At 44.1% G+C, this 26,434-nt stretch carries 21 protein-coding genes; 3 read left to right on the forward strand and 18 right to left on the reverse strand.

The window, feature by feature from the left end; all coding sequences use genetic code 11:
• Positions 1–149: 149 nt before the first annotated feature.
• The 10 genes from ppdK to pheA form a co-directional block, all read right to left on the reverse strand.
• Positions 150–2,792 (reverse strand): pyruvate, phosphate dikinase, encoded by a 2,643-nt coding sequence (gene ppdK / locus G636_RS0115720; protein ID WP_026508834.1) that lies wholly within the window; start codon positions 2,790–2,792, stop codon positions 150–152.
• A gap of 137 nt (positions 2,793–2,929) precedes the next feature.
• Positions 2,930–3,892, reverse strand: a complete 963-nt coding sequence (locus tag G636_RS18960; RefSeq protein ID WP_155832420.1) for a glycerophosphodiester phosphodiesterase family protein — start codon at positions 3,890–3,892, stop codon at positions 2,930–2,932.
• 109 nt (positions 3,893–4,001) lie between these two features.
• Positions 4,002–5,642: an ABC-F family ATP-binding cassette domain-containing protein gene (locus tag G636_RS0115730; RefSeq protein ID WP_026508835.1), complete on the reverse strand. Its 1,641-nt coding sequence runs from the start codon at positions 5,640–5,642 to the stop codon at positions 4,002–4,004.
• 138 nt (positions 5,643–5,780) lie between these two features.
• A complete protein-coding gene (locus G636_RS0115735) occupies positions 5,781–6,644 on the reverse strand; it encodes a PHP domain-containing protein (protein ID WP_026508836.1) in 864 nt (287 codons plus the stop codon).
• 168 nt (positions 6,645–6,812) lie between these two features.
• Entirely contained in the window at positions 6,813–7,061 is a 249-nt protein-coding gene (locus tag G636_RS0115740) for a hypothetical protein (RefSeq protein ID WP_035779849.1), read from the reverse strand.
• 29 nt (positions 7,062–7,090) lie between these two features.
• A complete protein-coding gene (locus tag G636_RS0115745) occupies positions 7,091–7,753 on the reverse strand; it encodes a Maf family protein (protein WP_026508838.1) in 663 nt (220 codons plus the stop codon).
• A gap of 17 nt (positions 7,754–7,770) precedes the next feature.
• Positions 7,771–9,969 (reverse strand): RNA degradosome polyphosphate kinase, encoded by a 2,199-nt coding sequence (locus tag G636_RS0115750; RefSeq protein WP_026508839.1) that lies wholly within the window; start codon positions 9,967–9,969, stop codon positions 7,771–7,773.
• Positions 9,970–10,065: 96 nt separating this feature from the next.
• Positions 10,066–11,610: a Ppx/GppA phosphatase family protein gene (locus G636_RS0115755; protein ID WP_026508840.1), complete on the reverse strand. Its 1,545-nt coding sequence runs from the start codon at positions 11,608–11,610 to the stop codon at positions 10,066–10,068.
• A 62-nt stretch (positions 11,611–11,672) separates the two neighbouring features.
• Positions 11,673–12,959, reverse strand: coding sequence for an ATP-binding protein (locus tag G636_RS0115760; protein WP_442856001.1), 1,287 nt, complete (start codon positions 12,957–12,959; stop codon positions 11,673–11,675).
• A 41-nt stretch (positions 12,960–13,000) separates the two neighbouring features.
• The gene (gene pheA, locus G636_RS0115765) at positions 13,001–14,128 is read right to left on the reverse strand and encodes a prephenate dehydratase (protein ID WP_026508842.1); all 1,128 of its coding nucleotides are present in this window, start codon (positions 14,126–14,128) and stop codon (positions 13,001–13,003) included.
• A gap of 314 nt (positions 14,129–14,442) precedes the next feature.
• On the opposite strand from pheA, the gene G636_RS0115770 reads away from it, so the two are divergent.
• From G636_RS0115770 to G636_RS0115780, 3 genes are all read left to right on the forward strand, one after another.
• Positions 14,443–15,480, forward strand: coding sequence for a DUF5050 domain-containing protein (locus tag G636_RS0115770; RefSeq protein WP_026508843.1), 1,038 nt, complete (start codon positions 14,443–14,445; stop codon positions 15,478–15,480).
• A gap of 294 nt (positions 15,481–15,774) precedes the next feature.
• Entirely contained in the window at positions 15,775–16,734 is a 960-nt protein-coding gene (gene pyrB / locus G636_RS18965; RefSeq protein ID WP_051227078.1) for an aspartate carbamoyltransferase, read from the forward strand.
• Complete coding sequence (locus G636_RS0115780; RefSeq protein ID WP_026508844.1) at positions 16,727–17,170, forward strand: aspartate carbamoyltransferase regulatory subunit; 444 nt, start codon at positions 16,727–16,729, stop codon at positions 17,168–17,170. Before pyrB ends, G636_RS0115780 begins: the two co-directional genes overlap by 8 nt.
• A 143-nt stretch (positions 17,171–17,313) precedes the next feature.
• On the opposite strand, the gene G636_RS19790 is transcribed toward G636_RS0115780, so the two are convergent.
• From G636_RS19790 to G636_RS0115820, 8 genes are all read right to left on the reverse strand, one after another.
• Positions 17,314–17,874, reverse strand: a complete 561-nt coding sequence (locus G636_RS19790; RefSeq protein ID WP_051227079.1) for a CAP domain-containing protein — start codon at positions 17,872–17,874, stop codon at positions 17,314–17,316.
• A gap of 262 nt (positions 17,875–18,136) precedes the next feature.
• Positions 18,137–19,093, reverse strand: a complete 957-nt coding sequence (locus tag G636_RS0115790) for a class B sortase (protein WP_026508845.1) — start codon at positions 19,091–19,093, stop codon at positions 18,137–18,139.
• Between the two features lie 59 nt (positions 19,094–19,152).
• Positions 19,153–20,007 carry a TPM domain-containing protein gene (locus tag G636_RS0115795; protein ID WP_026508846.1) on the reverse strand — a complete coding sequence of 285 codons (855 nt, stop codon included), beginning with the start codon at positions 20,005–20,007 and terminating at the stop codon, positions 19,153–19,155.
• Between the two features lie 14 nt (positions 20,008–20,021).
• Positions 20,022–21,113: a hypothetical protein gene (locus G636_RS0115800; protein ID WP_026508847.1), complete on the reverse strand. Its 1,092-nt coding sequence runs from the start codon at positions 21,111–21,113 to the stop codon at positions 20,022–20,024.
• 40 nt (positions 21,114–21,153) lie between these two features.
• Positions 21,154–22,350: an SPFH domain-containing protein gene (locus G636_RS0115805; RefSeq protein ID WP_026508848.1), complete on the reverse strand. Its 1,197-nt coding sequence runs from the start codon at positions 22,348–22,350 to the stop codon at positions 21,154–21,156.
• Between the two features lie 158 nt (positions 22,351–22,508).
• Positions 22,509–24,062, reverse strand: a complete 1,554-nt coding sequence (locus G636_RS0115810; protein ID WP_026508849.1) for a L,D-transpeptidase family protein — start codon at positions 24,060–24,062, stop codon at positions 22,509–22,511.
• A 123-nt stretch (positions 24,063–24,185) separates the two neighbouring features.
• Positions 24,186–24,908 carry a CPBP family glutamic-type intramembrane protease gene (locus G636_RS19795; RefSeq protein WP_051227080.1) on the reverse strand — a complete coding sequence of 241 codons (723 nt, stop codon included), beginning with the start codon at positions 24,906–24,908 and terminating at the stop codon, positions 24,186–24,188.
• A 258-nt stretch (positions 24,909–25,166) separates the two neighbouring features.
• Complete coding sequence (locus G636_RS0115820) at positions 25,167–25,961, reverse strand: hypothetical protein (protein ID WP_026508850.1); 795 nt, start codon at positions 25,959–25,961, stop codon at positions 25,167–25,169.
• Positions 25,962–26,434: the final 473 nt, after the last annotated feature.

The raw sequence follows: 26,434 nt of genomic DNA on the forward strand, positions 1-26,434 counted from the left end.
GTGTCTAAAGTAGACACCCTATACTAGAAATAGCTTAATTACAAGCTTTTCGGGAAATCTGAACCCGTTTTTCTTATGATAAATCTTTGAAGATTGTCTCATAAAATCCTTCGAGATTTCAAAAGTTCCCAAAAAACAACTGGTCTCGCTTACTGACGTGACTCGGCGATAGCTGCCTGTGCTGCAGCCAGTCTTGCGATCGGCACACGGAAAGGTGAGCATGATACATAGTCAAGACCGATCTTGTGGCAGAACTCAACAGATGAAGGATCACCGCCGTGCTCGCCGCAGATACCAACGTGAAGCTTAGGATTAACAGGCTTACCAAGCTTGATAGCTGTCTCCATAAGTCTTCCAACACCAGTCTGATCCAGCTTAGCGAAAGGATCGTTCTCGAAGATCTTGGTGTCATAGTAAGCATTCAGGAACTTGCCGGCATCATCTCTTGAGAAGCCGTATGTCATCTGAGTCAGATCGTTAGTACCGAAGCAGAAGAAATCAGCATCCTTAGCGATATCATCAGCTGTAAGAGCAGCTCTGGGGATCTCGATCATTGTACCAACTTCGTACTCAAGGTTAGCGCCTGCAGCTGCGATCTCAGCATCAGCTGTCTCAACAACTACCTTCTTAACGAACTTAAGTTCCTTGTCATCACATACAAGAGGGATCATGATTTCAGGAACAACCTTCCAGTCAGCATGCTTCTTCTGTACGTTGATAGCTGCACGGATAACAGCCTTTGTCTGCATCTTTGCAATTTCAGGATATGTAACTGCAAGACGGCATCCTCTGTGACCCATCATAGGGTTGAACTCGTGCAGAGAGTTGATCATAGCTTTGATCTCTTCTACGCTCTTGTTCTTAGCCTCAGCCAGCTTCTGGATGTCAGCTTCCTCTGTAGGAACGAACTCATGAAGCGGAGGATCAAGGAATCTGATTGTAACAGGGTTGCCCTCAAGAGCCTCGAAGAGACCTTCGAAGTCTCCCTGCTGATAAGGCAGGATCTTGTCAAGAGCAGCTTCTCTCTCTTCTACTGTATCGGAGCAGATCATTTCTCTGAATGCTGCAATTCTGTCAGCCTCGAAGAACATGTGCTCTGTACGGCAAAGACCGATACCTTCAGCACCAAGCTCACGAGCCTTCTTAGCATCAGCAGGAGTATCTGCGTTTGTACGAACCTTAAGCTTTCTGTACTTGTCAGCCCAGCCCATGATACGGCCAAACTCACCAGCGATCTTAGCATCTACTGTAGGGATCAGGCCCTGGTAGATGTTACCTGTTGTACCATCGATAGAGATTGTGTCACCTTCGTGGAACTCTACGCCACCAAGTGTGAACTTCTTGTTCTCTTCATCCATGATGATATCGCCGCAACCGGATACACAGCACTCACCCATACCACGAGCAACAACTGCTGCGTGAGATGTCATACCACCACGTACTGTCAGGATACCCTGAGCAGCCTTCATACCTGTGATATCTTCAGGAGATGTCTCAAGACGAACCAGAACTACCTTCTCGCCTCTCTCAGCCCATTCAACAGCATCATCAGCTGTGAATACGATCTTACCTGCAGCAGCTCCGGGTGAAGCGCCAAGGCCCTTTCCAAGAGGAGTAGCAGCCTTAAGAGCAGCAGCATCGAACTGAGGGTGAAGAAGTGTATCAAGGTTACGAGGATCGATCATTGCAACAGCTTCAGCCTCTGTCTTGTGTCCCTCATCAACCAGATCACAAGCGATCTTCAGAGCAGCCTGAGCTGTTCTCTTACCGTTACGGCACTGAAGCATATAGAGCTTCTTGTTCTCTACTGTGAATTCCATATCCTGCATATCATGGTAGTGATTCTCAAGAGTCTCACAAACCTTGATGAACTCAGCATAAGCTTCAGGAAATTCCTTCTCCATCTGAGCGATAGGCATAGGAGTACGAACACCAGCAACAACGTCCTCACCCTGTGCATTGATCAGGAACTCACCCATGAGCTTGTTCTCACCTGTAGCAGGATCACGTGTAAATGCAACACCTGTACCGGACTGATCATTCAGGTTACCGAATACCATGGGCATTACGTTTACAGCTGTTCCCCATGAATAAGGGATATCATTGTCACGACGATATACGTTTGCACGAGGGTTATCCCATGAACGGAATACAGCCTCGATAGCCAGCTTAAGCTGCTCTACGGGATCTGAAGGGAAATCTGTTCCCAGCTGGTTCTTGTACTCAGCCTTGAACTGTGTAGCCAGCTCTTTAAGATCAGCTGCAGTAAGTTCAACGTCGAACTTAACACCCTTCTCTTCCTTCATCTTGTCGATCAGCTGCTCGAAGTACTTCTTGCCGACCTCCATAACAACGTCAGAGAACATCTGGATGAAACGACGATATGAGTCATATACGAAACGCTCGAATGCAGGATCAGGATTGCCCTTGATCATTGCATCTACAACCTCGTCATTCAGACCAAGGTTAAGGATTGTATCCATCATGCCGGGCATGGAAGCACGAGCACCGGAACGAACAGATACAAGGAGAGGATTCTGGAGATCGCCGAACTTCTTGCCGTTCTCTTTCTCCATCCAAGCAACGCCTTCCATTGCCTGAGCCATGATCTCGTCATTGATCTTGCGGCCATCTTCGTAGTACTGAGTACAAGCCTCTGTTGTAATTGTGAAACCCTGAGGAACAGGAAGACCGATCTCAGTCATCTCTGCAAGGTTAGCACCCTTACCACCAAGAAGATTTCGCATTGACATGTTACCTTCTTTGAAGGTATAAACCCACTTGTTAGCCATATTCTTTTTCCCTTTCTTTGCCGTATCTTCCATTTACGGCAATCTACCATAATACTTGTTTCTATAATCATCCGTATAAATGTCAAATCCCCGGAGCTACCCGCAGTTTGTCCAATTATATACAGATATTACCAAAATCATGAACGGAGGGCGGTATATTCCCTCTCAATATTGCCCTCATCCTGGAACTCGTCGAACTTGTCGTCACTGTCCGGAATAAAGGAATCAAATATAAAGATATCAAACTTGTTTCGGTTCTCATCAAGGGCCTTCTGGTCTTTGATGGTCCAACCAGCCGATACATTTCTGTAGAGTTTCCTGACTATACGTCTGCTGAAATTATTGGCATGCTTGTAATTATATGCCACAAAATCAGGCTTTGTAAGGAAGTTCAGCATCAGATTGGAAGGCACCTTCCATATCCTGGAGTGGAGATCCAGCTCATCATCCTTAAGGAATTCCTCTGCAAGCTGTCCCCTCATGACCTGGGGATGATGCTTCTTGTACCATAGAAGTGCCAGCGGATTAAATGACTCTATACAATAAGGACCCTTATACTTCCTGAGCAGCCCGTCAGCCACCGCACATACACCGGTATCAACCATATCTATCTTGATCTCTATGATAAGAGGAACTCTGCCGTCAACCATATCCAGGAAGTCCTCAAGCTTGGGTATCTTCTCTTCTGAATCCATCAGATGAAAATGCTGCAGCTCGTCGTAGCTGTAGTCACTGATCTTACCCCTGACCCCCTTGGAACCATCCAGATTCCTGACTGCAAAATGCGATTCATAACCCTTGTCATATCTGGCCACCCTGGCAAGAGTTGAATCGTGAAAGATCACCGGTATACCGTCTCTGGATAGCTGAACATCACATTCTATACCATATCCGGCTTCCACAGCCTTTCTAAAGGCCTTCATGGAATTCTCCGGTGCATCGGAATTATTGTCATGCAGGCCTCTGTGAGCGTATAGTCTGCTAACAAAAGGTTTCCTGCTGGGCCGCTTTGTCATACGCGGCATGACCGCAACCAGATAGGCACCTCCTGCCAAAGCAGGTATAGTCAAAAGCCTGAATAAAGCTTTATTAAATTTCATCATTTACCTTTCCGGTTTGGACAATTGTCTTAAAAAGCTATTATATTTTAACGCATAGCAATAACCAAGGCAAGAAAAATCATATAAAATTTTTCCTGCCTTATGTTGCTTAATCGTCTTCTTCGTCTTCGTCGGTAGTCTGATAAACTGTTCTCTTACGAGCCATCTCATCGCTTTCAAGATATTCGTCGTATGTAGTACGCTTATCAACAAGGCTGCCGTCAGGAAGGATCTCCATGATCCTGTTGGCTGTTGTCTGCACTACCTGGTGGTCTCTGCAGGCAAAGAGCTCAACTCCGGGGAACTTGACCATACCGTCATTAAGAGCGGTAATGGATTCCATATCCAGGTGGTTGGTAGGCTCGTCAAAGATCAGTACATTGGCTCCGCTGATCATCATCTTGGACAGAAGGCAGCGCACCTTCTCACCACCGGAGAGGATCTTGACCTTCTTTACACCATCCTCGCCGGCAAAGAGCATACGTCCAAGGTAACCTCTTACGTATGTGGCATCCTTGACCTCTGAATACTGGGTCAGCCACTCGGCTATGGTGTAGTCATTATCAAATTCCCTGGTATTATCCTTGGGGAAATATGCCTGGGATGTGGTCACACCCCACTTATATGTGCCTTCGTCAGGCTCCATCTCTCCTGTAAGTATCTGGAAAAGAGTAGTCTTTGCAAGCTCTGTACCGCCTACAAAAGCGATCTTGTCATCATGCTGTACTACAAAAGAAACATCATTAAGCACCTTTACGCCGTTTACAGTTTTGCTGATGTGCTCCACTGTCAGTACTTCATTACCGATCTCTCTGTTGGGCCTGAAATCAATATAAGGATACTTACGGCTTGAAGGTCTCATATCATCCAGCTGGATCTTCTCAAGAGCACGCTTTCTGGAAGTAGCCTGCTTGGACTTACTTGCATTAGCTGAGAATCTTGCTATAAATTCCTTTAGCTCCTTGATCTGCTCTTCCTTCTTCTTGTTAGCTTCCTTCATCTGACGGATCATCAGCTGTGAAGACTCGTACCAGAAGTCATAGTTACCGGCATAGAGCTGGATCTTGCCATAATCGATATCAGCGATATATGTACATACCTTGTTAAGGAAGTATCTGTCATGGGATACTACAATAACGGTGTTCTCAAAATTGATCAGGAACTCTTCAAGCCATGCGATAGCGTCCAGATCCAGGTGGTTGGTAGGCTCGTCCAGAAGGAGTATATCAGGATTACCAAAGAGTGCTCTTGCCAAAAGGACCTTGACCTTCATAGCACCGTTTAGCTCTTTCATGAGCTTTTGATGATATTCTGTCTCGATGCCCAGACCATTAAGGAGTGATTCTGCATTGGACTCAGCTTCCCATCCGTCCATCTCGGCAAACTCAGCCTCAAGCTCGGAAGCTCTTATGCCGTCTTCATCTGAGAAATCTTCCTTGGCATATATCTCATCCTTTTCTCTCATGATCTCAAAGAGTCTTGAATTACCGCCTATAACAGTATCCAGTACCACCTGATCATCATACTTGTACTGATCCTGCTCCAAGAATGAGAGACGCTGGCCTTCAGTCATGGTAACATCGCCGTTTGTGGTCTCAAGTCTTCCGGAGAGGATCTTAAGGAATGTTGATTTACCGGCACCGTTAGCGCCGATAATACCATAGCAGTTACCCTCAGTGAACTTGATATTAACATCTTCGAAAAGGGCCTTTTTGCCAACACGTAAAGTAACTCCGTTTGCCTGAATCATACTAATCCTTTCAGTAAATCTACTCGTGATAAATAATTAAACTTCTCTTGTTATGTATTATAATCAGTATCTGCCGCCCTCAGGGAGCAAATACGTACTTACGTTTATACACCAATGCAACATTATATAGGAATATTATTATTTTGCAAGTGCCTTATTATCAGCAGCTTCCCTTATGGCAAGATAATATTCCTCCGGTACGGATAATCTCCCCTTGCCGCTTCCCAGATCTATCCCTTCCTTATTGGCTCCATGGAAGTCTGAGCCCCCTGATCTTAAGAGGCCAAAGTCACTTGCTATCCTCTTCATATCCCTTTCTTCGGAAGGAGTATATGTGGAATAAATGACCTCTATGCCCATAAGCCCTTCTTCCTTAAGCTCTCCCACCAGGCGCCTTAGCCTTGCATCAGACATGTGGTAGAGAACAGGATGCGCCAGGATGGGTACGCCTCCTGCTTCAAGGACCATTTTTACAGCCATTGCAGGGCTGATCTTTTCCCTGGGCACAAAGCATTTGCACCTGTCTCCAATATATCTGTCAAAAGCCTCCTGGAGAGATCCCACCATCTTATGCTCCAGCATATATCTGGCATAATGAGCCCTGGTAATAACAGATTCGGGAAAAGCTTCCTGCAGCCTGTCAAAGCTTATATCCAGGCCGTTTTCCCTAAGGAGCTCGCACATCCTGATATTTCTCCTGACTCTGGAATCCACAAATTCATCTAGCCTTGCAGCCACAGATTCATTTCGGTAATCCATGTAAAGGCCCACTATATGGATATCTCTGCCTTCATATTCACTGCTAAACTCAATACCCGGTATAAACTCCAGATCATCATAGGCTTTTGCTGCCTCAGCAGCTTCATCAAGTCCTGCTACAGTATCGTGATCTGTAAGAGCCAGAGCTGCAAGTCCCTTATCATGAGCCATTTTCACAAGCTGTGAGGGCCTTACGCTCCCGTCTGAAGCAGTGGAATGTGTATGTAAGTCTACTATTCTCATAGTCCTCCTCAATCTCTTATATTGTCATGAGCATCAAAAGTGCTTTCATAAAAGAAACCAATCCCATAAAACAGATCAATCCCAAAAAGAAACCGGTGACACAAAGTCACCGGTAATATCAAAGTCCTGATCAGGATAAAAAAGGCATCAAAGTACCTCTGCCGTTCCTCATCCCTCAACTATAAGATATCTTCCGTCTCCTATATCAAAAACCTCAGAAGCTTCAAGGATGCTGTCAATATCAAAATCAACACCGGCCTCTTCGAAGTATTCCACAACCTCTTTGGCGGAATCAACTACAACAGCACAGCAATCATCCAAAAAAGCCTCAGCCTCTTCAGGCGAGTCGGCAACATTCTCAGGAAAGAGCTGACCCTGATTCTTCAGAAAACAATCAAGAACTTCATCATCATACATAAGCAAACACCTCTGGTATATCTGTAAAATCAAATGAGTCCATATATATCCAGGCTCCTGTAAAGTCTGGAAACAGGTAGTCCTACCACATTATTATAATCGCCATTTATGCCCTTAATATTAATAGCAAAACTACCCTGGATACCATAAGCCCCTGCTTTATCATAGGGCTCCTCGCCGGATATATAGTCCTCGATCATTGAAGATGACATAGGATAGACCATGACTCTTGTAAGCTCATGAAAGGTAACATATTTATCGCATCCCTCATCCGGCCAAATAAATGTAACCCCGGTAAACACCTCATGCTCGCCGCCCTGGATGCTATCTATCATTTCCCTTGCATTATCTTTGTCAACTGGCTTACCCATCACCTTATGATTATATGATACAACGGTATCTGCGCCGATTACAACAGGTCCGGAGCCAAAATAAGAAAAGCCATCTGTTATATTATCACCAGCTTCTCCATTGTATGCAGGAAGCCTTGTGGGAGCTATCATCTGTCTGCCGGTAACTTTCTCAAATACTTCTCTGGCCTTTTGAAAAGACAATTCTTCAACCAGGAGCGCCGGATCATCAGCCTCTGCCTTTTCCTCCCCTACAGCGGGTATTATCCTGCATTCAAGTCCTGCCTGTTTCATAAGCTCGCGTCTTCTGGGGCTGGCAGAAGCCAGTATCAGATCTGTCATTATCACTACTCCTTATATCAATGTTCTAAATTATTTATTTCCTCCGGTCCCTTTTCCGGAATAAATGTACGGGAATCTCCAGTCAGGGAGATGTTCTTACTCTCCAAAAGCCAGGCTTCATCGCCAAAGAGCTTCTGGGAATTCAGCTCGGTCTTGCCCCTCTTGTCCACCTTGTTGTAGCTGTCATCAGGAGCCAGGATATGCGCCTTCTCAGTATCTCTGAGCTCTGCATCCAAGATATGCCTGATCTTGTCCTGCAGCCTTCCCTCTTCTATAGGGAACATGATCTCAACGCGGCGCTCCAGATTCCTGGGCATCCAGTCAGCTGAGCTGCAGTAATACTCAGGCTTACCGGCGTTTTCAAAATAGAATATCCTGCTGTGTTCAAGATAGTTACCCACAATAGATCTGACTCTTATATTGTCTGACAGACCGGGAATCCCTGCCTTAAGAGAGCATATGCCTCTGACTATGAGATCTATCCTGACTCCTGCCTGGCTAGCTCTGTAGAGGGCTGCTATCACGTCCTTGTGGCAGATGGAGTTCATCTTGGCTATGATCCTGGAAGTCTCACCGCGCCTTGCATTATCAGCCTCTCTGTCGATCATGTATATGATCCTGTCCTTGAGCCATAGGGGAGCCAGGCTCAGTCTGTTCCAGGCCAGAGGCTCTGAATAGCCTGACAGCATATTAAATACCGCCGTAGCATCCTCGCCAAAGGCATCCTTACAGGTAAAGAGGCCTATATCCGTATAGAGCTTGGCTGTGGAATCATTATAGTTACCTGTTGCCAGGTGTACATATCTGCGGATACCCTCATCCTCTCTTCGTACCACAAGAGTTATCTTGCAGTGAGTCTTGAGACCTACCAGACCATATATAACATGACAGCCCGCCTGCTCCAGCTTCTTGGCCCATACTATATTATTCTCTTCATCAAATCTGGCCTTGAGCTCTACCAGCACAGTAACCTGCTTGCCGTTATCAGCAGCTCTAGCCAGGGCTGCTATGATAGGCGAATTACCTGATACTCTGTAGAGAGTCTGCTTGATAGCCAGGACCTTGGGATCGGAAGCAGCGTCAGATACAAATCTTACCACAGGATCAAAGGTCTGATAGGGATGATGCATCAGGATATCACCCTGCCTTATAGATGCAAATATATTCTCATCAGGGCTGATCTCGGGAACAATGGCTGGATCCTTGTAGCCATGCTCTTTGAGATGCTCAAAACCCTCTATCTTGTAGACCTTCATCAGGAAAGTGAGATCCAGAGGACCATCTATGGAATAGATATCCTTATCGGATATACCCATCTCATCCACTATGGTCTTCATGAGCTTTTTATCCATCATGCTGTCAACTTCCAGCCTGATAGCTTCACCCCATGCCCTCTTCTTGACCTGCTTCTCGATCTCTTTTAACAGGTCCTCAGCCTCATCTTCATCTATGGACAGATCGGCATTTCTCTCTACCCTAAAGCAATAGGAGCTCTCAATATCATAGTTCAAAAAGAGCTTGTCCATATTTCTGAGAATGACCTGCTCAAGGAGGATGATCTTTCTCTGCTCTCCTTCATATTGAGGAAGCTCCAATATCCTGGGCAGTACGTCAGGTACCTGTACTGTGGCAAAATCATATTTGGAGCCCTTGGACTTTTTGCTCTCAGGCCTTACCTTTGGACGGATCAGCGCTCCGATATTGAGACTCTTATTTCTGATAAGAGGGAAGGGCCTTGAAGAATCCACAGCCATAGGTGTGAGAACAGGATATACAAACTCCGTGAAATACCTGTCCACATATTCAGCCTCTTCCTCTGAGAGTTCCTTGTGATTGCGGACAATATAGAGTCCGTTCTCTTCCATGAGGGGCAGCAGCATCTTGTTAAAAGTGTGATACTGCAGGCTGACAAACTCATGCAGAGATTCGGACACCTGCTCCAGCTGCATGGAAGCCGTTAGTCCCGCTATGTCAGGCTTGGAATACTGGGCATGGATCATATCCTTTAGGGATGCCACCCTGACCATAAAGAATTCATCCAAATTGGAAGCAGTTATAGACAGGAACTTTAGCCTCTCAAACAGGGGATTGGACTTGTCCCTGGCTTCTGACAAAACTCGTTTATTAAAGGATATCCATGATAATTCCCTATTGGTATAGTACTTGGGATCTTCGACGTTTATAGCGCCGCTTTTGTGATTATTCATATCAGCCATAACCCCTCCATATCAGTAATCTTTTAATAAGCAAGATCACATATACCTTTTTGAAAATTTCTTTTCCCTCATCTGTAAGCTTATCTTTTGACCGGACTAAAAGCTTCTCTTTTGCTTGATAACGGGTCTTACACCGTATATTTCCTCAAAGAAATCCGCTCTCTTTCCGATCAGGCCTTTCTCAACCGTGATATCAAGATCAGTATCCACAGTGATGATCAGATCATTGTCACTAAATGAGATCTTAACACTCCTGAACTTCTGCTTGTGGGTACGATCCAGTCCGGAGGATATACGAAGTATGGCTGTAAGCCTGGCAATAGTCATATAATCCGTTCTGTTAAGACCTTCATAGCAGGCAGGAGAATCATCATAGTATTCAAAGCGGTCATAATTGAATCTCACAATATTGGCTACCATGTGCCTCTCCCTGTGTGACAGGCCTATGATCTCTGTGGACATGATGATATTGTAGCCGCAGTCTCCCATATTGATAAAGCTGATCATCTTGCCGCAATCATGGAGTATGGCCGAGAGCTCCAGCAGCAGCCTTTCTCTTTTGCCCATGCCATGCATCTTTTTGGTCTTGTCAAAGATATTGAGTGCTATGGAGCGCAGAGTCTCTCCTCGCTGCTTGCTGCCGCCATAGCGCCCCGCTATTGATTCGCCGCAGGCTATGATATCAGCAGAAAAATCATGCTTGAGATTCAGTATCTTCTTGTTCTCGGCAAATTCATAGGCCATTCCGTCACATAGCGTAGCTCCCGGAGCCCAGAAAAGCTCTGTGCTAAGGCTGTGAGCCAGACGGCTGATCAGAAGTCCTGATATGCAGGCAAGTCCTGCATACTCGGGGCTGATATTCATTTCCTTGCCAAGGTTTTCGGGAGAAAGGGACATAAAACGCTTTATCAGCTTGTCAAAATCTTCTCTTGTAAGATAAGACCTTGGATGACCCTCAGATGATAGTTTCTGTAGAATGGGGCTTATATATTCGTCAATGATTATGAGATTCTTGTATTTTTTGTCGGACAGGTACATATTGGACAGGATCGCCAGCTGAGGATCCACCAGCTCAGATATGAGATTCTCATAGAACTGACGCCCTTTGGAGAGGCTCTGCAGAGTCTGATTAAGGCGCAGTACACCCATCTTGAGATTCTGGGTAGTCACCAGCTTGTCCTTGTTAAACAGTGACACCTGAATGGATCCGCCGCCTATATCTATAATGGCGGTGGATTTTTCAATGATATTCTCAAATTCATCAGTATGGAGAGCTATAGATTTGTAATCCAGAAATCTCTGCTCGGAATTGGACAATACGTCAACATGGATCCCAGTCCTTTGCTTTAGCTGAGACAGGATGATATTGATATTGCGGGTCTCCCTCAGGGCGCTGGTGCCATAAGCCATGGAATAATCTGTTCCATAGCTCTTCATGATAGAGGAAAATTCCAGAAGAAGTCTGGACAACTCATTAACATGTCTGGTGGAAATAGTACCTGTTGCATAAGTCTCGGTACCAAGATCGATCCTGTGCCTGATATGGTCCAGGGTCTTGATACCGCTCTTTTTGGATATCTCGTAGATCTTCATGGACAGTTCATAGGAGCCTACGTGGATCGCTGAAAAAACCGTACTCATGTCTACCTCCATGCTATATTTACAGGTCAGATTCGCTAAATTCCAGCAATCTGCTATATAGATCAGCAGCTAAGTCCCAAAAGATAATCTATAAACTGGGATGCAGTGCGCCCCGACAAACCGGAATGTGCCATCTCCCACTTGCGAGCCTCTGCAAGGAGCTCTTCTTCAGAAATATCAAGGCCTGCCCTCTGGGCCAGAGTGATAACGATATTCTGATATTCGTTATAAGAAGGTCTGCCAAAATATATGCTCACACCGAAGCGGTCTGCCAGAGACAGCTTCTCCTGCACAGTATCATTTCTGTGTATATCACCTTCATCTGACAGGGATTTCTTGTCAGAAAAGCTCTCCTTGATCAAATGCCTTCTGTTAGATGTTGCATACATAAGAAGGTTCTCAGGCTTCTTTTCCAGGCCGCCTTCTATCACAGCCTTCAGATATTTGTATTCAGTCTCAAAATCTTCAAAGGACAGATCATCCATATATATGATGAATCTGTAGTTCCTGCCCTTTATCTGGTCGATAATATGGTTCAGGTCCTTGAACTGGTGCCTGTATACTTCGATTATCCTCAGGCCCTTGTCATAATATTCATTGGCAATAGCCTTGATACAGGTGCTCTTACCTGTTCCTGCATCGCCGTAGAGCAGGCAGTTGTTGGAGGGCTTTCCTTCTATAAAGGCATCTGTGTTATCCACCAGCTTCTTCTTGGCTATTTCGTAGCCCACCAGATCAGAGAGCTTCACATGCCTGATATTCTTGATGGGGATGATCTCTCCCTCCAGATCTCTAAAGGCCTTGTGAAGGCCAAGCTTGCCCACGCCAAAGTCTTTGTAAAAAGCAGTAACAGCTGCTTTCATCTCTTTGGCATCAGCTGCCCTGCTAAGCTCATCTGCCAGATTACAGATCCTGTCCCTGATCCTTTTGTTGTATCTGCTATGATCAGCGCTGTCCGGCCTATAATCAAATATCAAGGGCAGCTCAGGAGCGCCCAGCTTCTTGATGATACCGGAGAAGTCATAATCAAAATACTCCCTGAGCTTCTCCATATCCATAAGAACCAGGTCATTTACACTGCCGTCTATCTCGCCTCTTCTCTCACATGCCAGAGAATAGGCATTCTCATCATTGACAATGAGCTCTGCTATATGCACATGCCAAAGATTCCCATAAAAGCCCCCTGCAGATGCTCTCTCTACAAGCTCAGCCATACATTCATAAAGAAGTGTCCTGTCTCCGGAAAAAGATATCTTATCATCCTCGTCTCTCCGGATCAAATCTGCAAGTTTACTGAAAATACTGTCTTTTCCGATTGTCTGATAGCAAATGAAATCTCTATTCATTATATCATTTTCCCGTCTGTTTTTTGACTGTTTACTAGTTACTGTTAATAATTTCCAAGGATCCTGAGTGACCTTGTTTCCTCGCGAAGTCCCCTTATGGCATTCATAACGCCGCTGTCAGACAGACTTCCCTCGATATCTATAAAGAATCTGTATTCCCAGTCTCTCTCCTCTATTGGCCTGGATTCGATCCTGGTCATGTTCACATGATTATAATGAAAATGTGAAAGAGCGTGATAGAGACTGCCGGATTCATTGGATACCTCCAGCACCAGGGATATCTTCCTGGCATCAGGCAGATATATCTTCTGATTGCATACTACGATGAATCTTGTGGAATTGGTATCTGATGAATTGATCTTCTTTTTGAGTATATTCATCTTGTAGTAGTCCGCAGCATACTCGCTGGCTATGGCAGCCTTTCTCTTGTCATTGTCAGCTGCGATCTTGGCTACTGCAAATGCATTGTTCTTCATGCTGATCTGATCCCAGGAAGGGTACTCGGCAAGGAATCTTGATGACTGCATAAGGGACTGAGCATGGGAATATACTTTTTCAATATCTTCTATAGTGGCTCCCGGCACTCCTATAAGGCAGTGTTCTATAGGTATGATCTGCTCTCCAACTATATAATTCTCGTATTCTGTGAGCAGGTCATATATCTCTGTCACAATACCCGCAGATGAATTTTCGATGGGAAGGACTGCATAATCAGCAGATCCCTCATCTATGGCCACCATAGCATCCCGGAAGGTCTCAACATGGAAATTCTCCACATCTTTGCCAAAAAAGCTCTGCATTGCAGCCTGGGAATAAGAGCCTTCAGCACCCTGAAAGACCACTCTCATCTTATCTCTCTTAAGGTCCTTAACTTCAATAAAGGGAAGCCTGCCGCCTCCGCCTGCTTCAGAGAGCTTCTGATACTGGAGCTTTCTGCTGACACTCATGAGCTGGTCAAAAAGTTCTTCTGCACCGTCACCGTTAAATTCGCTTGTACAGAGCTTTCTTACAGCGCTCTTCTTTTCCTTTTCCCTGGCAGGGTCAAAGACCTTTTTGCCGCTGGATATCTTGTAATCAGCAACCTTGCTGCACAGATCCATTCTTTTTTCGTAGAGCTCTACTATCTCTTTGTCTACTTCATCCAGTTTATTTCTAATCTCTTCCAGTTCCAAATCAGACTCCTTCTAAATCCTTTATCAACTCAAGAAATTAAGATTTTATCATATTAGTTCATATTATTTATCCTATACTTTATGCCGAAATAATAATGGGAAAGGTATATCGAAATCCCTAAGGCACAGGTATTGCAAGGAATACCCGCTTGACAACCTTGATGCATAGCATATAATGCCGCTTGATCACGTGTTTATGTCAATGATTGTACAGCTAGAGCATTATATATGCAATGACAAGACTGCGAAAAACAGCCGTTTTATTTTAGCAATATATTTAGATGCTTTTCTTTTTACGCAGGGAGGCTGTAATAATGAAAAAGATTTTGAAAATAGTGATAAGCATAATAGTGATAGCCATTGCAGTGGGCTTTGCAGGCATCTATATATACAGGAAGCATGTTCCCATGAACGATCCGGGGGTCAGGGGCAATACTCCGGGCAACATGAACAACGGCGGCTGGTTCCTGGAATTGGATGGCAAGGTATATTTCAGGAATCTCTATGATTCAGGCTGTCTCTATTCCATGAATGTCAACGAAGAAAATGTCAGACAGCTCACAGATATGAATGTAGATCACATATCCGGCTACGGACGTTTCCTTTATTTCTACATGAATTCCAAGAATCTCTCAGGCAGCGGCACAGGCTTTGGCGCTGTCATGCGTATGTACGGCGTATACAGGAGTAATCTTGACGGCTCTTCCCAGGTATGTCTCTACAGAGGCTATACAGGTGCTCAGAACCTCATAGGCAGCTATGTCTATTTCCAGGAGCTTCAAAAGGAGTTTGGAACATTTAATAAGATACGTATAGATAAAACAGATCTCACCAAAGTCTCTAATGATTTTATTGATCCAAGCTGTGCATCAGAGGACGGAGTGATCTATTTTACAGGCATCCTTGAAGATCATAATCTATATGCACTTGATACCAAGAACAATGACAAGATCACTACCGTAAAGACCGGTAGCATCTTCTATCCCATATACCATAAGGGCAGCATATATTTCATGGACGCTGAAAATGATTACCGTATCAGCAGGCTCGATCCTTCTACAGGTACAGTTACTGCCCTATCAACTCGCCGCGCAGACTGCTTTAACATGAATGATAACTACATCTTCTATGCCTGCTCTGTTGATGACAAGCCGGCCCTTCGCGTGATGAGCCTCACAGGAGGCAGCGATGTAGCCGTAATGGAGGGAGTCTATCACAATATCAACCTCACCTCCCGCTATGTGTATTTCACAGCCTTTGATGATGACACCAAGATCTATCACATGCCCACAAACGGGGCAGCTCCTCCCAGCGTCTTCACCCCCAAGAACCCCAAGAAACAAGTCCCATGAACATAGGCAATGACCTTGGGGAAGTTTTTTTAAACATTTGGTCAAATCCTGTTGCAGTTATGAAGACGGCGTGATATCATACCTAAGAAGTAAAAACGAAGCAACAGGAGGCCGGATATATGTTAAAGCTTTTTAAACTTTCAACTTCCAAGATGTATGCCGATCTACCTTCTGTCACTATTTCCATTTTTCATAATAGTCATTATTTTAAATAGTTTATAACAGGAAGAGATATTTATTCATAATATCTCTTCTTTTTTTGGGAACAGTTAACAGCACAGAAAAGAGGCAAGCATGAATAATTTACGACATTTGATGAGTCCAATGGATTTTAGTCTTCAGGAGCTGGATGAAATGTTTGATCTGGCTGCCGACATTGAGAAAAACATGAAGGATTATTCCCATATGTGCGACGGCAAGATCCTGGCCACCTGCTTTTACGAGCCCAGCACCAGGACCAGACTCTCCTTTGAGACAGCAATGCTCAGACTTGGCGGTCAGGTAATAGGCTTCTCTGATGCCGGATCATCCTCCGCAGCCAAGGGCGAAAGCGTATCCGATACTATAAGGGTCATCTCCTGTTTTGCAGATATTTGCGCCATGAGACATCCAAAGGAGGGCGCTCCCATGGTAGCCGCAGCCAGATCCTCGATTCCCGTGATCAATGCAGGTGACGGCGGCCATCAGCATCCCACACAGACTCTCACAGATCTGCTCACCATCAGATCTCTCCATGGAAGCCTTGAGGGCTTTACTATTGGTCTTTGCGGAGATCTGAAGTTTGGCAGGACTGTACATTCCCTGATCAACGCCCTTTGCAGATATGACAATATCAATTTCATATTCATATCTCCCGAAGAGCTCAGAGTTCCTGATTATATCACAGAGAAGCTGGATAAGCTGGGAGTCAGCTACAGAGAAGTCATCAAGCTGGAAGATGTAATGCCGGAGCTTGATTTCCTCTACATGACCAGAGTTCAGAGAGAACGCTTCTTTAACGAAGAGGATTACGTAAGGTTAAAGGATTTCTATATCCTGGACAAGAATAAGATGAACATGGCCAAGGACAGTCTCAATGTCCTTCACCCCCTTCCAAGGGTAAACGAGATATCTGTAGAAGTAGATGATGACAAGAGGGCAGCATATTTCAAGCAGGTACAATACGGGCTCTATGTCAGAATGGCCCTCATACTGACGCTTTTGGGGATAAAGGGTAGAAACACAGCTTCTGATAAGGAGGATGCAAATGCTTAACGTAGGTAAGATTGAAGAAGGTTTTGTACTGGATCACATAGAAGCAGGCAAGAGCATGTCCATTTACAGGCATCTGGGCCTGGATAAGCTGGACTGCACAGTAGCCATTATCAAAAATGCCAGATCCCAGGCCATGGGACGCAAGGATATCCTTAAGGTAGAATGTGATATTGACAGCATGGATCTGAATATTCTGGCCTTCATCGACCACAATATCACGGTAAATGTGATCAAGGATGGAGAGATCATAGAAAAGAGAGCTCTCACTCTTCCTACCAAGATCAAGGGAGTGCTCCATTGCCACAATCCCAGATGCATCACTTCCATCGAGCAGGGACTGCCGCATATCTTCTATCTGGCTGACGAAGCCAATGAGATCTATCGCTGCAAGTACTGCGATGAGAAATATTCAGATAAGGCCGTATATTTCAATTGATCATTTTCAGCAAATAAATAAATAAATGATCCGTACATGTATATATATGATATTCCGAATCAAAAAAGGAGCTACCTGCTAATAATCTTAGCCAGGAAGCTCCTTAATAATTTTAATCATATTTAATTCTGATCATCAGCAGATCAATAGCCAAATTCCTGCGCCCAATACCAACCATTAGGCCCCTGATAAATAGCAATGCCGATAGTCTTGAATCCGCCGTAGAGGATGTTGGCCTTATGTGTAGGGCTGTTCATCCAGGCAGCTGTAACTGTATCAGCTGAATTATAGAGCTTTGCAAGATTTTCGCCATACTGAAGTGCGGAATTAACTGTCCACCAGTCTGATCCGTTAGGCCTTGTATGTGAGAAGCTCGTAGTGATCTCATTAGCTCTAACTGCTGCAGCCTGTGCCAGTCCATCGCTCCAGGTAAGTGCTGAGAGTCCTGCATTGGCTCTGTGTGTATTTACAAGGTTAAATGCTGCTGTAACAGCTGCTGATACCTCTTCAGGTGTAGCATAGCTACCCGCAAGAGCAATAGCAGGTTCATCAATATATATCTCGCCAGCACCTACACCCTTGCCACGCAGTGCAGCTACATCATCAATCCCGGCATCTCTTGCTCCGCAGGCCACTGTCAGACCAATAAGTGCAACCGCTAAAATACTGGAAAATACCCTTTTCATCCTCTCGTTCATTTTCATATCGAATCCTTTCGAGCTATGCTCAATATTTTCTACTAGAATCTTACCATATTTTAATCATATTTTCAAGTCAATAATACATTCCCAAGGTCAAAATATGATATTTTTGATATTTTTTTAACGATATTACGAACTTTAGCTGATTGTTTTATCGACATAAGTACCATGTCAGACTATAGGTTTTATGAGCTTTTCAAAGAAAAATTTAACGGTTTTCAAACATTTCATGAGCATTTAAATGATTTTTTACAAGATCACATTTTCATCCTATAAAAGTCCTGATCTTGACCAGATGTATTACAAGTCTGCTGCTGGTGCCCGCAGGCCCGGAACAGGTAGAGAGATTCAGTATCTCAGGCCTGTTGTCAAAGGATACATCAATGGGGCATTTATAGCTGCCCAGCTTTTTCATCCTGCTCACATAGGCATCATAAGCCTCGTCGTTTGCTATGACGCCGTATACATCAGGATTACCTGACTGAGTCCTCTCATATGCATATACCACATATTGAAATACTGCGTCCTTGGTATAAATATAGACATAAAGAGGCTCTTTCTCCAAAGTGTCCTTATCCGTTGTCTTGTATATACCATCAAGAGAGCCAAACATGCTGCCGTTTCTCATATTATGACCAAAGAGAAAATCAGAGTAGCCTTCAAAATACTCGTTTGAGGCCAAATCCATAAATATGCAGCCCGCACTGTTTTTCTGCCTGTCATAGGTAAGATGGAGATACTCATCCTTGCTGTTTTCTTTGACTATAGGATAGTTTAATGTAAAGTCATACTTGTCATCCACCACGTCAAAGTCCCAGTATATCCAGCCTATATAGTCACTGTTACTGCTCTCTAGCAGATCATTATTAACATACAAGCGCGGAAATTCAATATCCTCAGACACAGCGCCTTCTTCAGTATAGTCATCAAAGATGGCATACTTCTTCTCGGGCTCCGGTATTGCCATGACTACATCTGTTTCCAGCTCTTCATAGTCCTTTACAGCTCTTGCCCTCTCGCTCTCTTCCGTATATATAGAATAAGCCTCATATACTATAATGCATAACAAAATTATGATCAGTATATAACGAAGAGCGGACAGGACCTTTCTCCTGCCGCTCTTTTTTTGACCGTTATCACTCTCGTCCTCTTGAGGCACAGCTGAATCCTTTATTTCTTCCTGAGCTATATTCTTACTGTCTTCATTAAGATCTTTTGACATAATACCTGACCTTTCGTCTGATCATATTCAGTCACAAGTGCAGGGATGCTTATACAAGATCACAGCTTGCCGCTGTGGCCTGCATGGCTGTGACCGGAAGATGCATGATGCATGGTGGTATGACCACCACCTCCCGAAGACTTATTATCATCATGCTGAATCTTTGTCCTTGATACATTCTTTCTCAGGAAGAGATCCTGTCTGCCTGTAAGATTCATACCACCGGGATTCTTGTACATACCGGCACTGTCATTCTTGACTACATTCTTAAGCGCAGCCTTCATGGAACTGACAGGAGCCATGCCAAAGAGTCCGCCGCCCAACAGGCATATCAGCCATTTCCACCAGGCAACTCCACTGATACCCTTATCCTTCTCACCATACTGATCATATGTAGATTCGCCATTTTCATAAGCTCTGCAGATCTTATCACAGCCTGCAGAGAAACTCGCAAAGGCATCATAATATCTGCCATCCCTCAGATATGGTATATACATATCATCAAGAGCTGTCTGGGCATTATCAGTAAATATCCCGGCTGCAGCATTCTCGATCACTACAGCGTAGGTCCTCTCGGTAGGGCAAAAGGCAAGTAGTATAGCCTTAACGGCTTCATCACCTGCAAAGCCCCAGTCATTGTAATCCATAACGTCATCGCCGTAATAGAGGATGTCAGACTGCTCATAGGACTCCACGGTCACAACAGCTATCTGCAGATCATGAGCTGCTCCGTCAGACTCCAGTTTTTCCAAGAGCCCCATCTCCTCTTCTGTCGATAAGAGGTCCGCTTCATCCTGTACAAATCCATAGTTGCCATACTGCCCTATGTGATCATCTGCATGAGCCTTCAAGCAAGGAAGGCCCACAAGAGATATCACGCAGGCAATAAGCGCAGCGTTTTTTAATATTTTCATCTCCTGCTCCCTTCTTATATCTTGAAGATCATCTCAAAAATGATCATTGCAAGTGCAGCAATACCTGCATAGATAAAGTAATATTTCTTTACAAGGCCCTCATCCGCAGGGAGGTCGCCGATAAATTTGCCGGTCTGACCATTCATGGCAAAAAGGTAGCGCTGCCCCTTATATGTAGTATTTAGGAGCCAGACAGGATAAAGTGCGTAGTTGACCTTCTTTTCATCAATATTGATGGTGTTATTCACAACATGAACAGATGAATAGCCTGACACTGAGGCCCTCATATCAGATGAAAAGCTGTTGGTGATACGCTGTCTTGCCCTCTTGGCGCATTCTGCCTCACTGACATCATACTGATTGGCAACATATCCGGCCAGATAAGCTTCATCATAGGCTACAAGCCCTTCCTTATTGAAGGGCTCAATAGCCTCTGTGAGTTCATCCGGCATATGGCTGGAGCCATCTACAGGAACCATGGTAAATGACTCATTGCCATCTCTGGACACACTGTAATGACTGGTCTCTGTATAAGCATAATCCTTATCGGACCAGGTCCTTACCTTGGTACATTCTGCATCCAGATGTCCCTGAGCACTGGCATCAAAGAGCCAGTAAGGGATATATACACCCTTGATCTCGTCTATATGACTTTCATTGGTAAAAGCTTTGGGTACCAGTTTTTTGCTTTTAGCATATTCCCTGTATTTATCCTTGGCCTGCTGCTTTGTAAGCTTAAAGGGAATGATATAATCAGGCTTTCTGCCTTTGGTAAATACTTCTTTGAAAGTAACGTTATTACCGCAAAAAGGACATGTAGCCGCCCCCTGAGTCTTATCAGCTATGATCTCACCGCCGCAGGACTGGCACAGATATACGTTTTTATCCTCGCCAAAACCGGCATTATCAGCATCCTCTGCAGTCATCTGATCATGAAAACCACCGGGTGCATGGTTAGCAGACTCAGATTCCTTTTTGGATACCATTTTCTTATATTCATCAACCGATATGACAGTATCACAAAACTGACATTTGAGCTTCTGGAGCGAAGCATCAAACTCCATCACACCGGCGCAGGCAGGGCATTCATATTCGTGTGCTGCCATTCTATTCCTCCAAAATCCTAGTTAATACTTTATGTCAATCTCATGGCCTGGGCTGTCCGCAATTAGAACAGAACTTACCGCTGTTCACAGCACCGCAGGAACAGGTCCAGTTAGCAGAGGGAGCAGGCTGACCGCAATTAGAACAGAACTTGCCTGTATTGGTAGCACCACATGCGCATGTCCATGCTCCTGCCTGGGATGAAGGAGCCATCTGAGGCTGTGCCTGAGCCTGCTGAGCTGCCATCTGATAGAGGCTGTTTTGCTGTGCCTGACCCATCTGAGCTGCAGCATTCATATTGGCAAATGCAAACATAGGACCTGTAGCTGTATTCTTGGCAGCATCCCTCATAGCATCAGCTGTAGCTGCGTTCATATTGGCAGCGCCCATTGCTGCATTGGTAAATACTGCTGTCTCCTGCAGCTTCTTGATCCTGTTCTCATCCTCTTCGGGAATGGTAACAGAGCTGATACCAAAGTTTACGATAACGATACCGCGCTTATCTCTCCAGTCCTTGGACAATACATCATTAAGAGCATTAGCGATCTCCATTGTATGTCCCGGAAGGGATGAATATCTGATGCCCATCTCACTGATCTGAGCCAGAGCAGGCTGCATAGCTGTAAGGAGCTCGCTCTTAAGCTGTGACTCGATCTCATCTCTTGTATAGCTGCCTTCAAAGTTGCCGCATACATTCTTATAGAAAAGAAGGGGATCCTCAATCCTGAAGCTGTATTCACCATGAGCCTTAAGCTTGGTGTCCAGATCCAGCCCTGTATTCTTATCCACAACACGGAAAGGAATGGGATTAGCTGTGCCGTACTTGTTACCCATTATTTCCTTTGTATTGAAGAAGTATACTCTCTGATCTGTGCCTGTATTGCCACCAAAGGATACTCTCTTAAAGAACTGCTCAAAGGTCTTGCCAATATTGGCAGAAAGCTTGCCATAGAAAAGTGAAGGCTCACTGCTCTTGTCATATGTAAACTGACCTGCTTCTGCACAAAGTTCAACCACCTGGCCCTGGTCAACAATGACCATGCACTGTCCTTCATTGACTGCAATAATAGAACCGTCACTGATAATATTATTGCTTCCCTTCTTATTACCTCTGTCAGTCTTCTTCAGAGCCCTGCATGCCAGAACAGTCTCATCCATAGAATCACAGTAGAAATAATCTCTCCAGGAATCTGCAAGAACATCTTTTGCTGAACCGATACCAACTGCTAATAAACCCATCTTATTCCTCCTTTATTAAGTTAACTTGTCATTATTTTCATGGAAATTAGGGCTAGAATCACGCCCTGTAAAATATATTGTATCAATAATTACAGACTTTTTCACCTGCAATTCAGAAAAATAGCCGTAACTATCCAGCTACGGCTATCATAAAATGATCATGGACTGACAGAAGGCTCTGCCGGGGCGGTCTGCTCTATGTTTGCATCAGGATTATTATCAGCAGGCGATGTCTGCTGGGCATCCGTAATGGGAATATTCTCACTGGGAGCCGGAGCATTAAGCTGGGCTTCGTTTTCTTTCTTACGCCTTACATATGCTTTGGCCTGGTCCACGCTCATACCACCATAGACCAGTACTGCTTCTCTGGGGAATACATGCTCAAAAATCTGTTCAGCAATATCAGGCGGCAGATTAATGCAGCCGTGGGAACCTCCTGTAACATACAGATCTCCGCCAAATTCAGATCTCCAGGACGCATCATGAAGACCCACATTACGATTAAAGGGCATCCAATATTTTACATCAGAGCTGTAATTGCTGCCTCTAAGAGTGGCATCTCTTTCTTTATATGTAATGCCATAGGTACCTGTAGGAGTGATCCTGTCAGCTGTAGGTTTACCGGATACACAATCGCAGTCTATTATGAGCTCGCCATTTTCATAAATATATACATGCTGCTCATCAAGATCTACTTCCACATAGCTATCGCCCCAGTCATTATCCCCATAAGCCGAGGCTGTGGCATAATACACAGGGGTCATATCACAAACGCGGCATTCCTTTATAGCTTCTACCAGCTCAGCAGCGGTGGATTTTCTGTCCATCCACCATCCATAATCTCCGCCCCTAATGGTGATCTCCTTGCCATCATGATTTACAAACTGCCTGTCCTTGCCGAAGCTGTCATAGGTTCTTGCAAGCTGATTGATAAAATCACTGACCTTTTCTTCTTCAAAGGTCACACTGGTCCCGTCCACGGTAAGCCAGTCCTTGATCATGCTTCCATCTACCACCACTTCATTATCACCAAAGCTGTAACTAAGCCTGGCAGAGGCATATTTATTCAGATTAGTAACTAGTGTATTAAGCTCCTTATCATCAGAATCTATTGACGCATTATGATAACAATCATTCGCATCAAGATCAATATCAGGAGTCATACATTTTATAGCTTCTGCTATCGTTTCCTTTTCTTTTGATATATCAGGCTCAGTTCCGTTATCTTCAGGTCTGATAGCATACTGTGCAGCTTCATCATCAAACACAAGTTCAGCATTCACAGGCTTTCTGATATTAGCAGAAAGATTAAATACGAGCCCGTCAAACTCAGCACTTAACAACTCATCATCATAATCAGCCACTGCACCGGTCTCATATTCATGAGCGAAAAAAAACGAAGACGGCCACTTAAGGCCTTCAGAAAAGCTGACAAGATCATCCCTTATGCCGTCAAAATCAGGGACAAAACCAATATCGCGAGCACTGATACTGTCAGTCATATCTTCTCTGCCCCTAATAGTCAGCTTGTAGCCGGAAGCCTCATCAGCAAAGCGCTTCCTGACTTCATCCACAGTCATGCATGACACATCCTGTCCATTCATCATGGATCCCGGCAAAAATCTATTAGAAAAAAATGCTGCTACACCAAGATATATAAGTAAAACAGCCCCTGTTAAGGATAATAATATCTTCTTTGTCATAGATGTCATCTAGGGCTCCCTGTTAATATTGTTTACAACTCACGAAAGGCATGGCGGTCGCTTGCCGGGTGCTGCTATAAAAAATGAACATATGGCAGTGCCACATGTTCATTGAATTAAATCAGCTTCTGATCAGCGAAGAGCGATCCTCATCGCCGAGTAGATCAGATCAGGCAGCTTGGTGGCACATGCCAGGGCAATCTGCGCGAACAAAGTGATATATACGTTATTGGTTTTCAAATATACAAAAGTCAAAGGCAAAGCAAGAAGCATGGCTTCGGCGATACCTACAATTCCCTGTGCATGAAGCAGTCCGCAAATAGCAAGACTAAGAAATACAAATACAGGGAGGAGCTTTCTATTCTTTACAGATAAGAGAGCACTCCTGAGCACCATATTCTCAGCAAGGGGCTCTAAGATCACAAAGATGATACCATAGAGAGCAAGGATCCAATACTCTTCTCTCATCCAGATACTGATAGTACCTGTATCTGTACCGGCTAAAAGCTGAAAACTGATGTAGTAATTTAATTTATTGATCAGAAAAAGGACCGCAAACAATCCGCCTGTCACCAGCCAGAACCAGACTCCGCTTCTAGCGCCCTTCACCATCTCCTTAAATGAAAGCTCTTTATGAAAAAGAACTATCAGAACAGTATACAGAAACAGATAAGAATAAAGTACCTGTCTGGGAAGAAGTACTGCGGCTACTGTGAAGGCAACAAAAAGTCCCACTGCTGCTATCCATTTAACTGCCTCAAAAGTAGATGCCGTTTTGATACGAACCTCCTCAGTCCTGCTCAAACACCTGCTGCGTGCGACAGACTCGCGGCTTAAATATATTCTAGTATCCATCAACTATCCTCTTATTGAACAGACTTTTCAAAAATAAGCTCATTTCATGATAATCCAATAAAAATAGGCACGCAATGTATATTTTAAACATAAGATTAACATAAAATGAACAGCATATAAACAAATTATACAAAATGTCAGCTAAAAATCAAGTATTAAGAGGATTTCAGGAGACAAAAATTATATTTATTATTTATTTATATTACTTACGGTATTCAATAAAGTAATTCTGAGCAAATGTATTATCAGCAAATAAGATCAATGCCTGGTATCAAAAAGAGGTTCATTCTCCCTTTGCATCCTCTCAAGGAGCGCCTTGCAGCTAATGACACTATCCCACCTGCAGTCTTTTACAGGGATCATGATCCTGTTTCTGATGGTCACATAAGGATAATACTCATATGATCCTCGTCTGATGGCATTGTCGGAAATACCTGCAGTCTTGGCAAAAAGATGAAGATATGGTTCCTCTTTGGCACTATTGGCGAACACAAAGACTCCACTGCTAACATAGTCAAAGGCGGAGCGAAGTCTGTAATCAGTCCTTGGCTTATGTGAAGGAACAGCCTTCATAAAGCGGTCATCCTCTTCCACTATATCAAAGCCGGATGAAAGAGCTCCTGATACAGTACCCGTAGCAGCTCTTTCCATTTCTCTCATCAGATGATCATAGAGCAGCTCCATATGATCACTATCCGATCTGATACCTACCAGATGGACTCTACGTTCTACCCTGTCATATAAAAGCCCCATGGACGATCTGATAACCTCCTCATCCTCCTTGTGAATACAGATGAAGGATTTAACAGCTTCCATATTACATCCACAATTCAGAGCAGAATTATCATGCATGTAGATCTTAAGAGCAACACAGATCTCTTCAAGGTCCATGGCAAGCTCTGTACCTGTCACAGCGCCTCCGCCAACCTTTTCCGTCAAAAGACCTACCGCTCCCGTATCTTCCGAAAACATCATCATAGCAAAGCCGTCCGACACTATAAGAGGATCACTCCCCTCACATATCAGTTCGATGTACTCTTTGAATTTTTCCAAAACACTCCTCCCAAAAGAGACGCAGAGACTAAATTCTCCCGTAATTTTACCCAGTCCTTACGTCAAAAGTTGGTGGAAATCACAACCCCTTTATACCCACATTGTGATTTCTATAACAATTTACCATATTTTGTATAAAATATACAGCTTTTAACAAGAAATTGTTGTAATTTTTTCTCAAAAGCTCTAAAATACTGTCTGCAAGAGCATTTAAAGAAATAAAATATTTACCCTATACAACGATTGGAATTATGATATACTACTAAACATGGATATTCAATACGTTGATTCGGTAAAGTGCAAAAGTAGTTAAAAAATCACAATTTTGTACAAATGTCTTCGATATTTACAAAATCCATAGAAAAGCTTTCCAAATACGAAGTAGTATTTATTCAAAGAGGGACCGGATCCGAGATCAAACTGCAAAACAAGTCAAAACAGCAGAGTCAAAGAAAGGAGACAGCCCGAAAAAC

Origin of the sequence: Butyrivibrio sp. MC2013 (assembly GCF_000424585.1) — a bacterium.
Classification (GTDB): domain Bacteria; phylum Bacillota; class Clostridia; order Lachnospirales; family Lachnospiraceae; genus Butyrivibrio.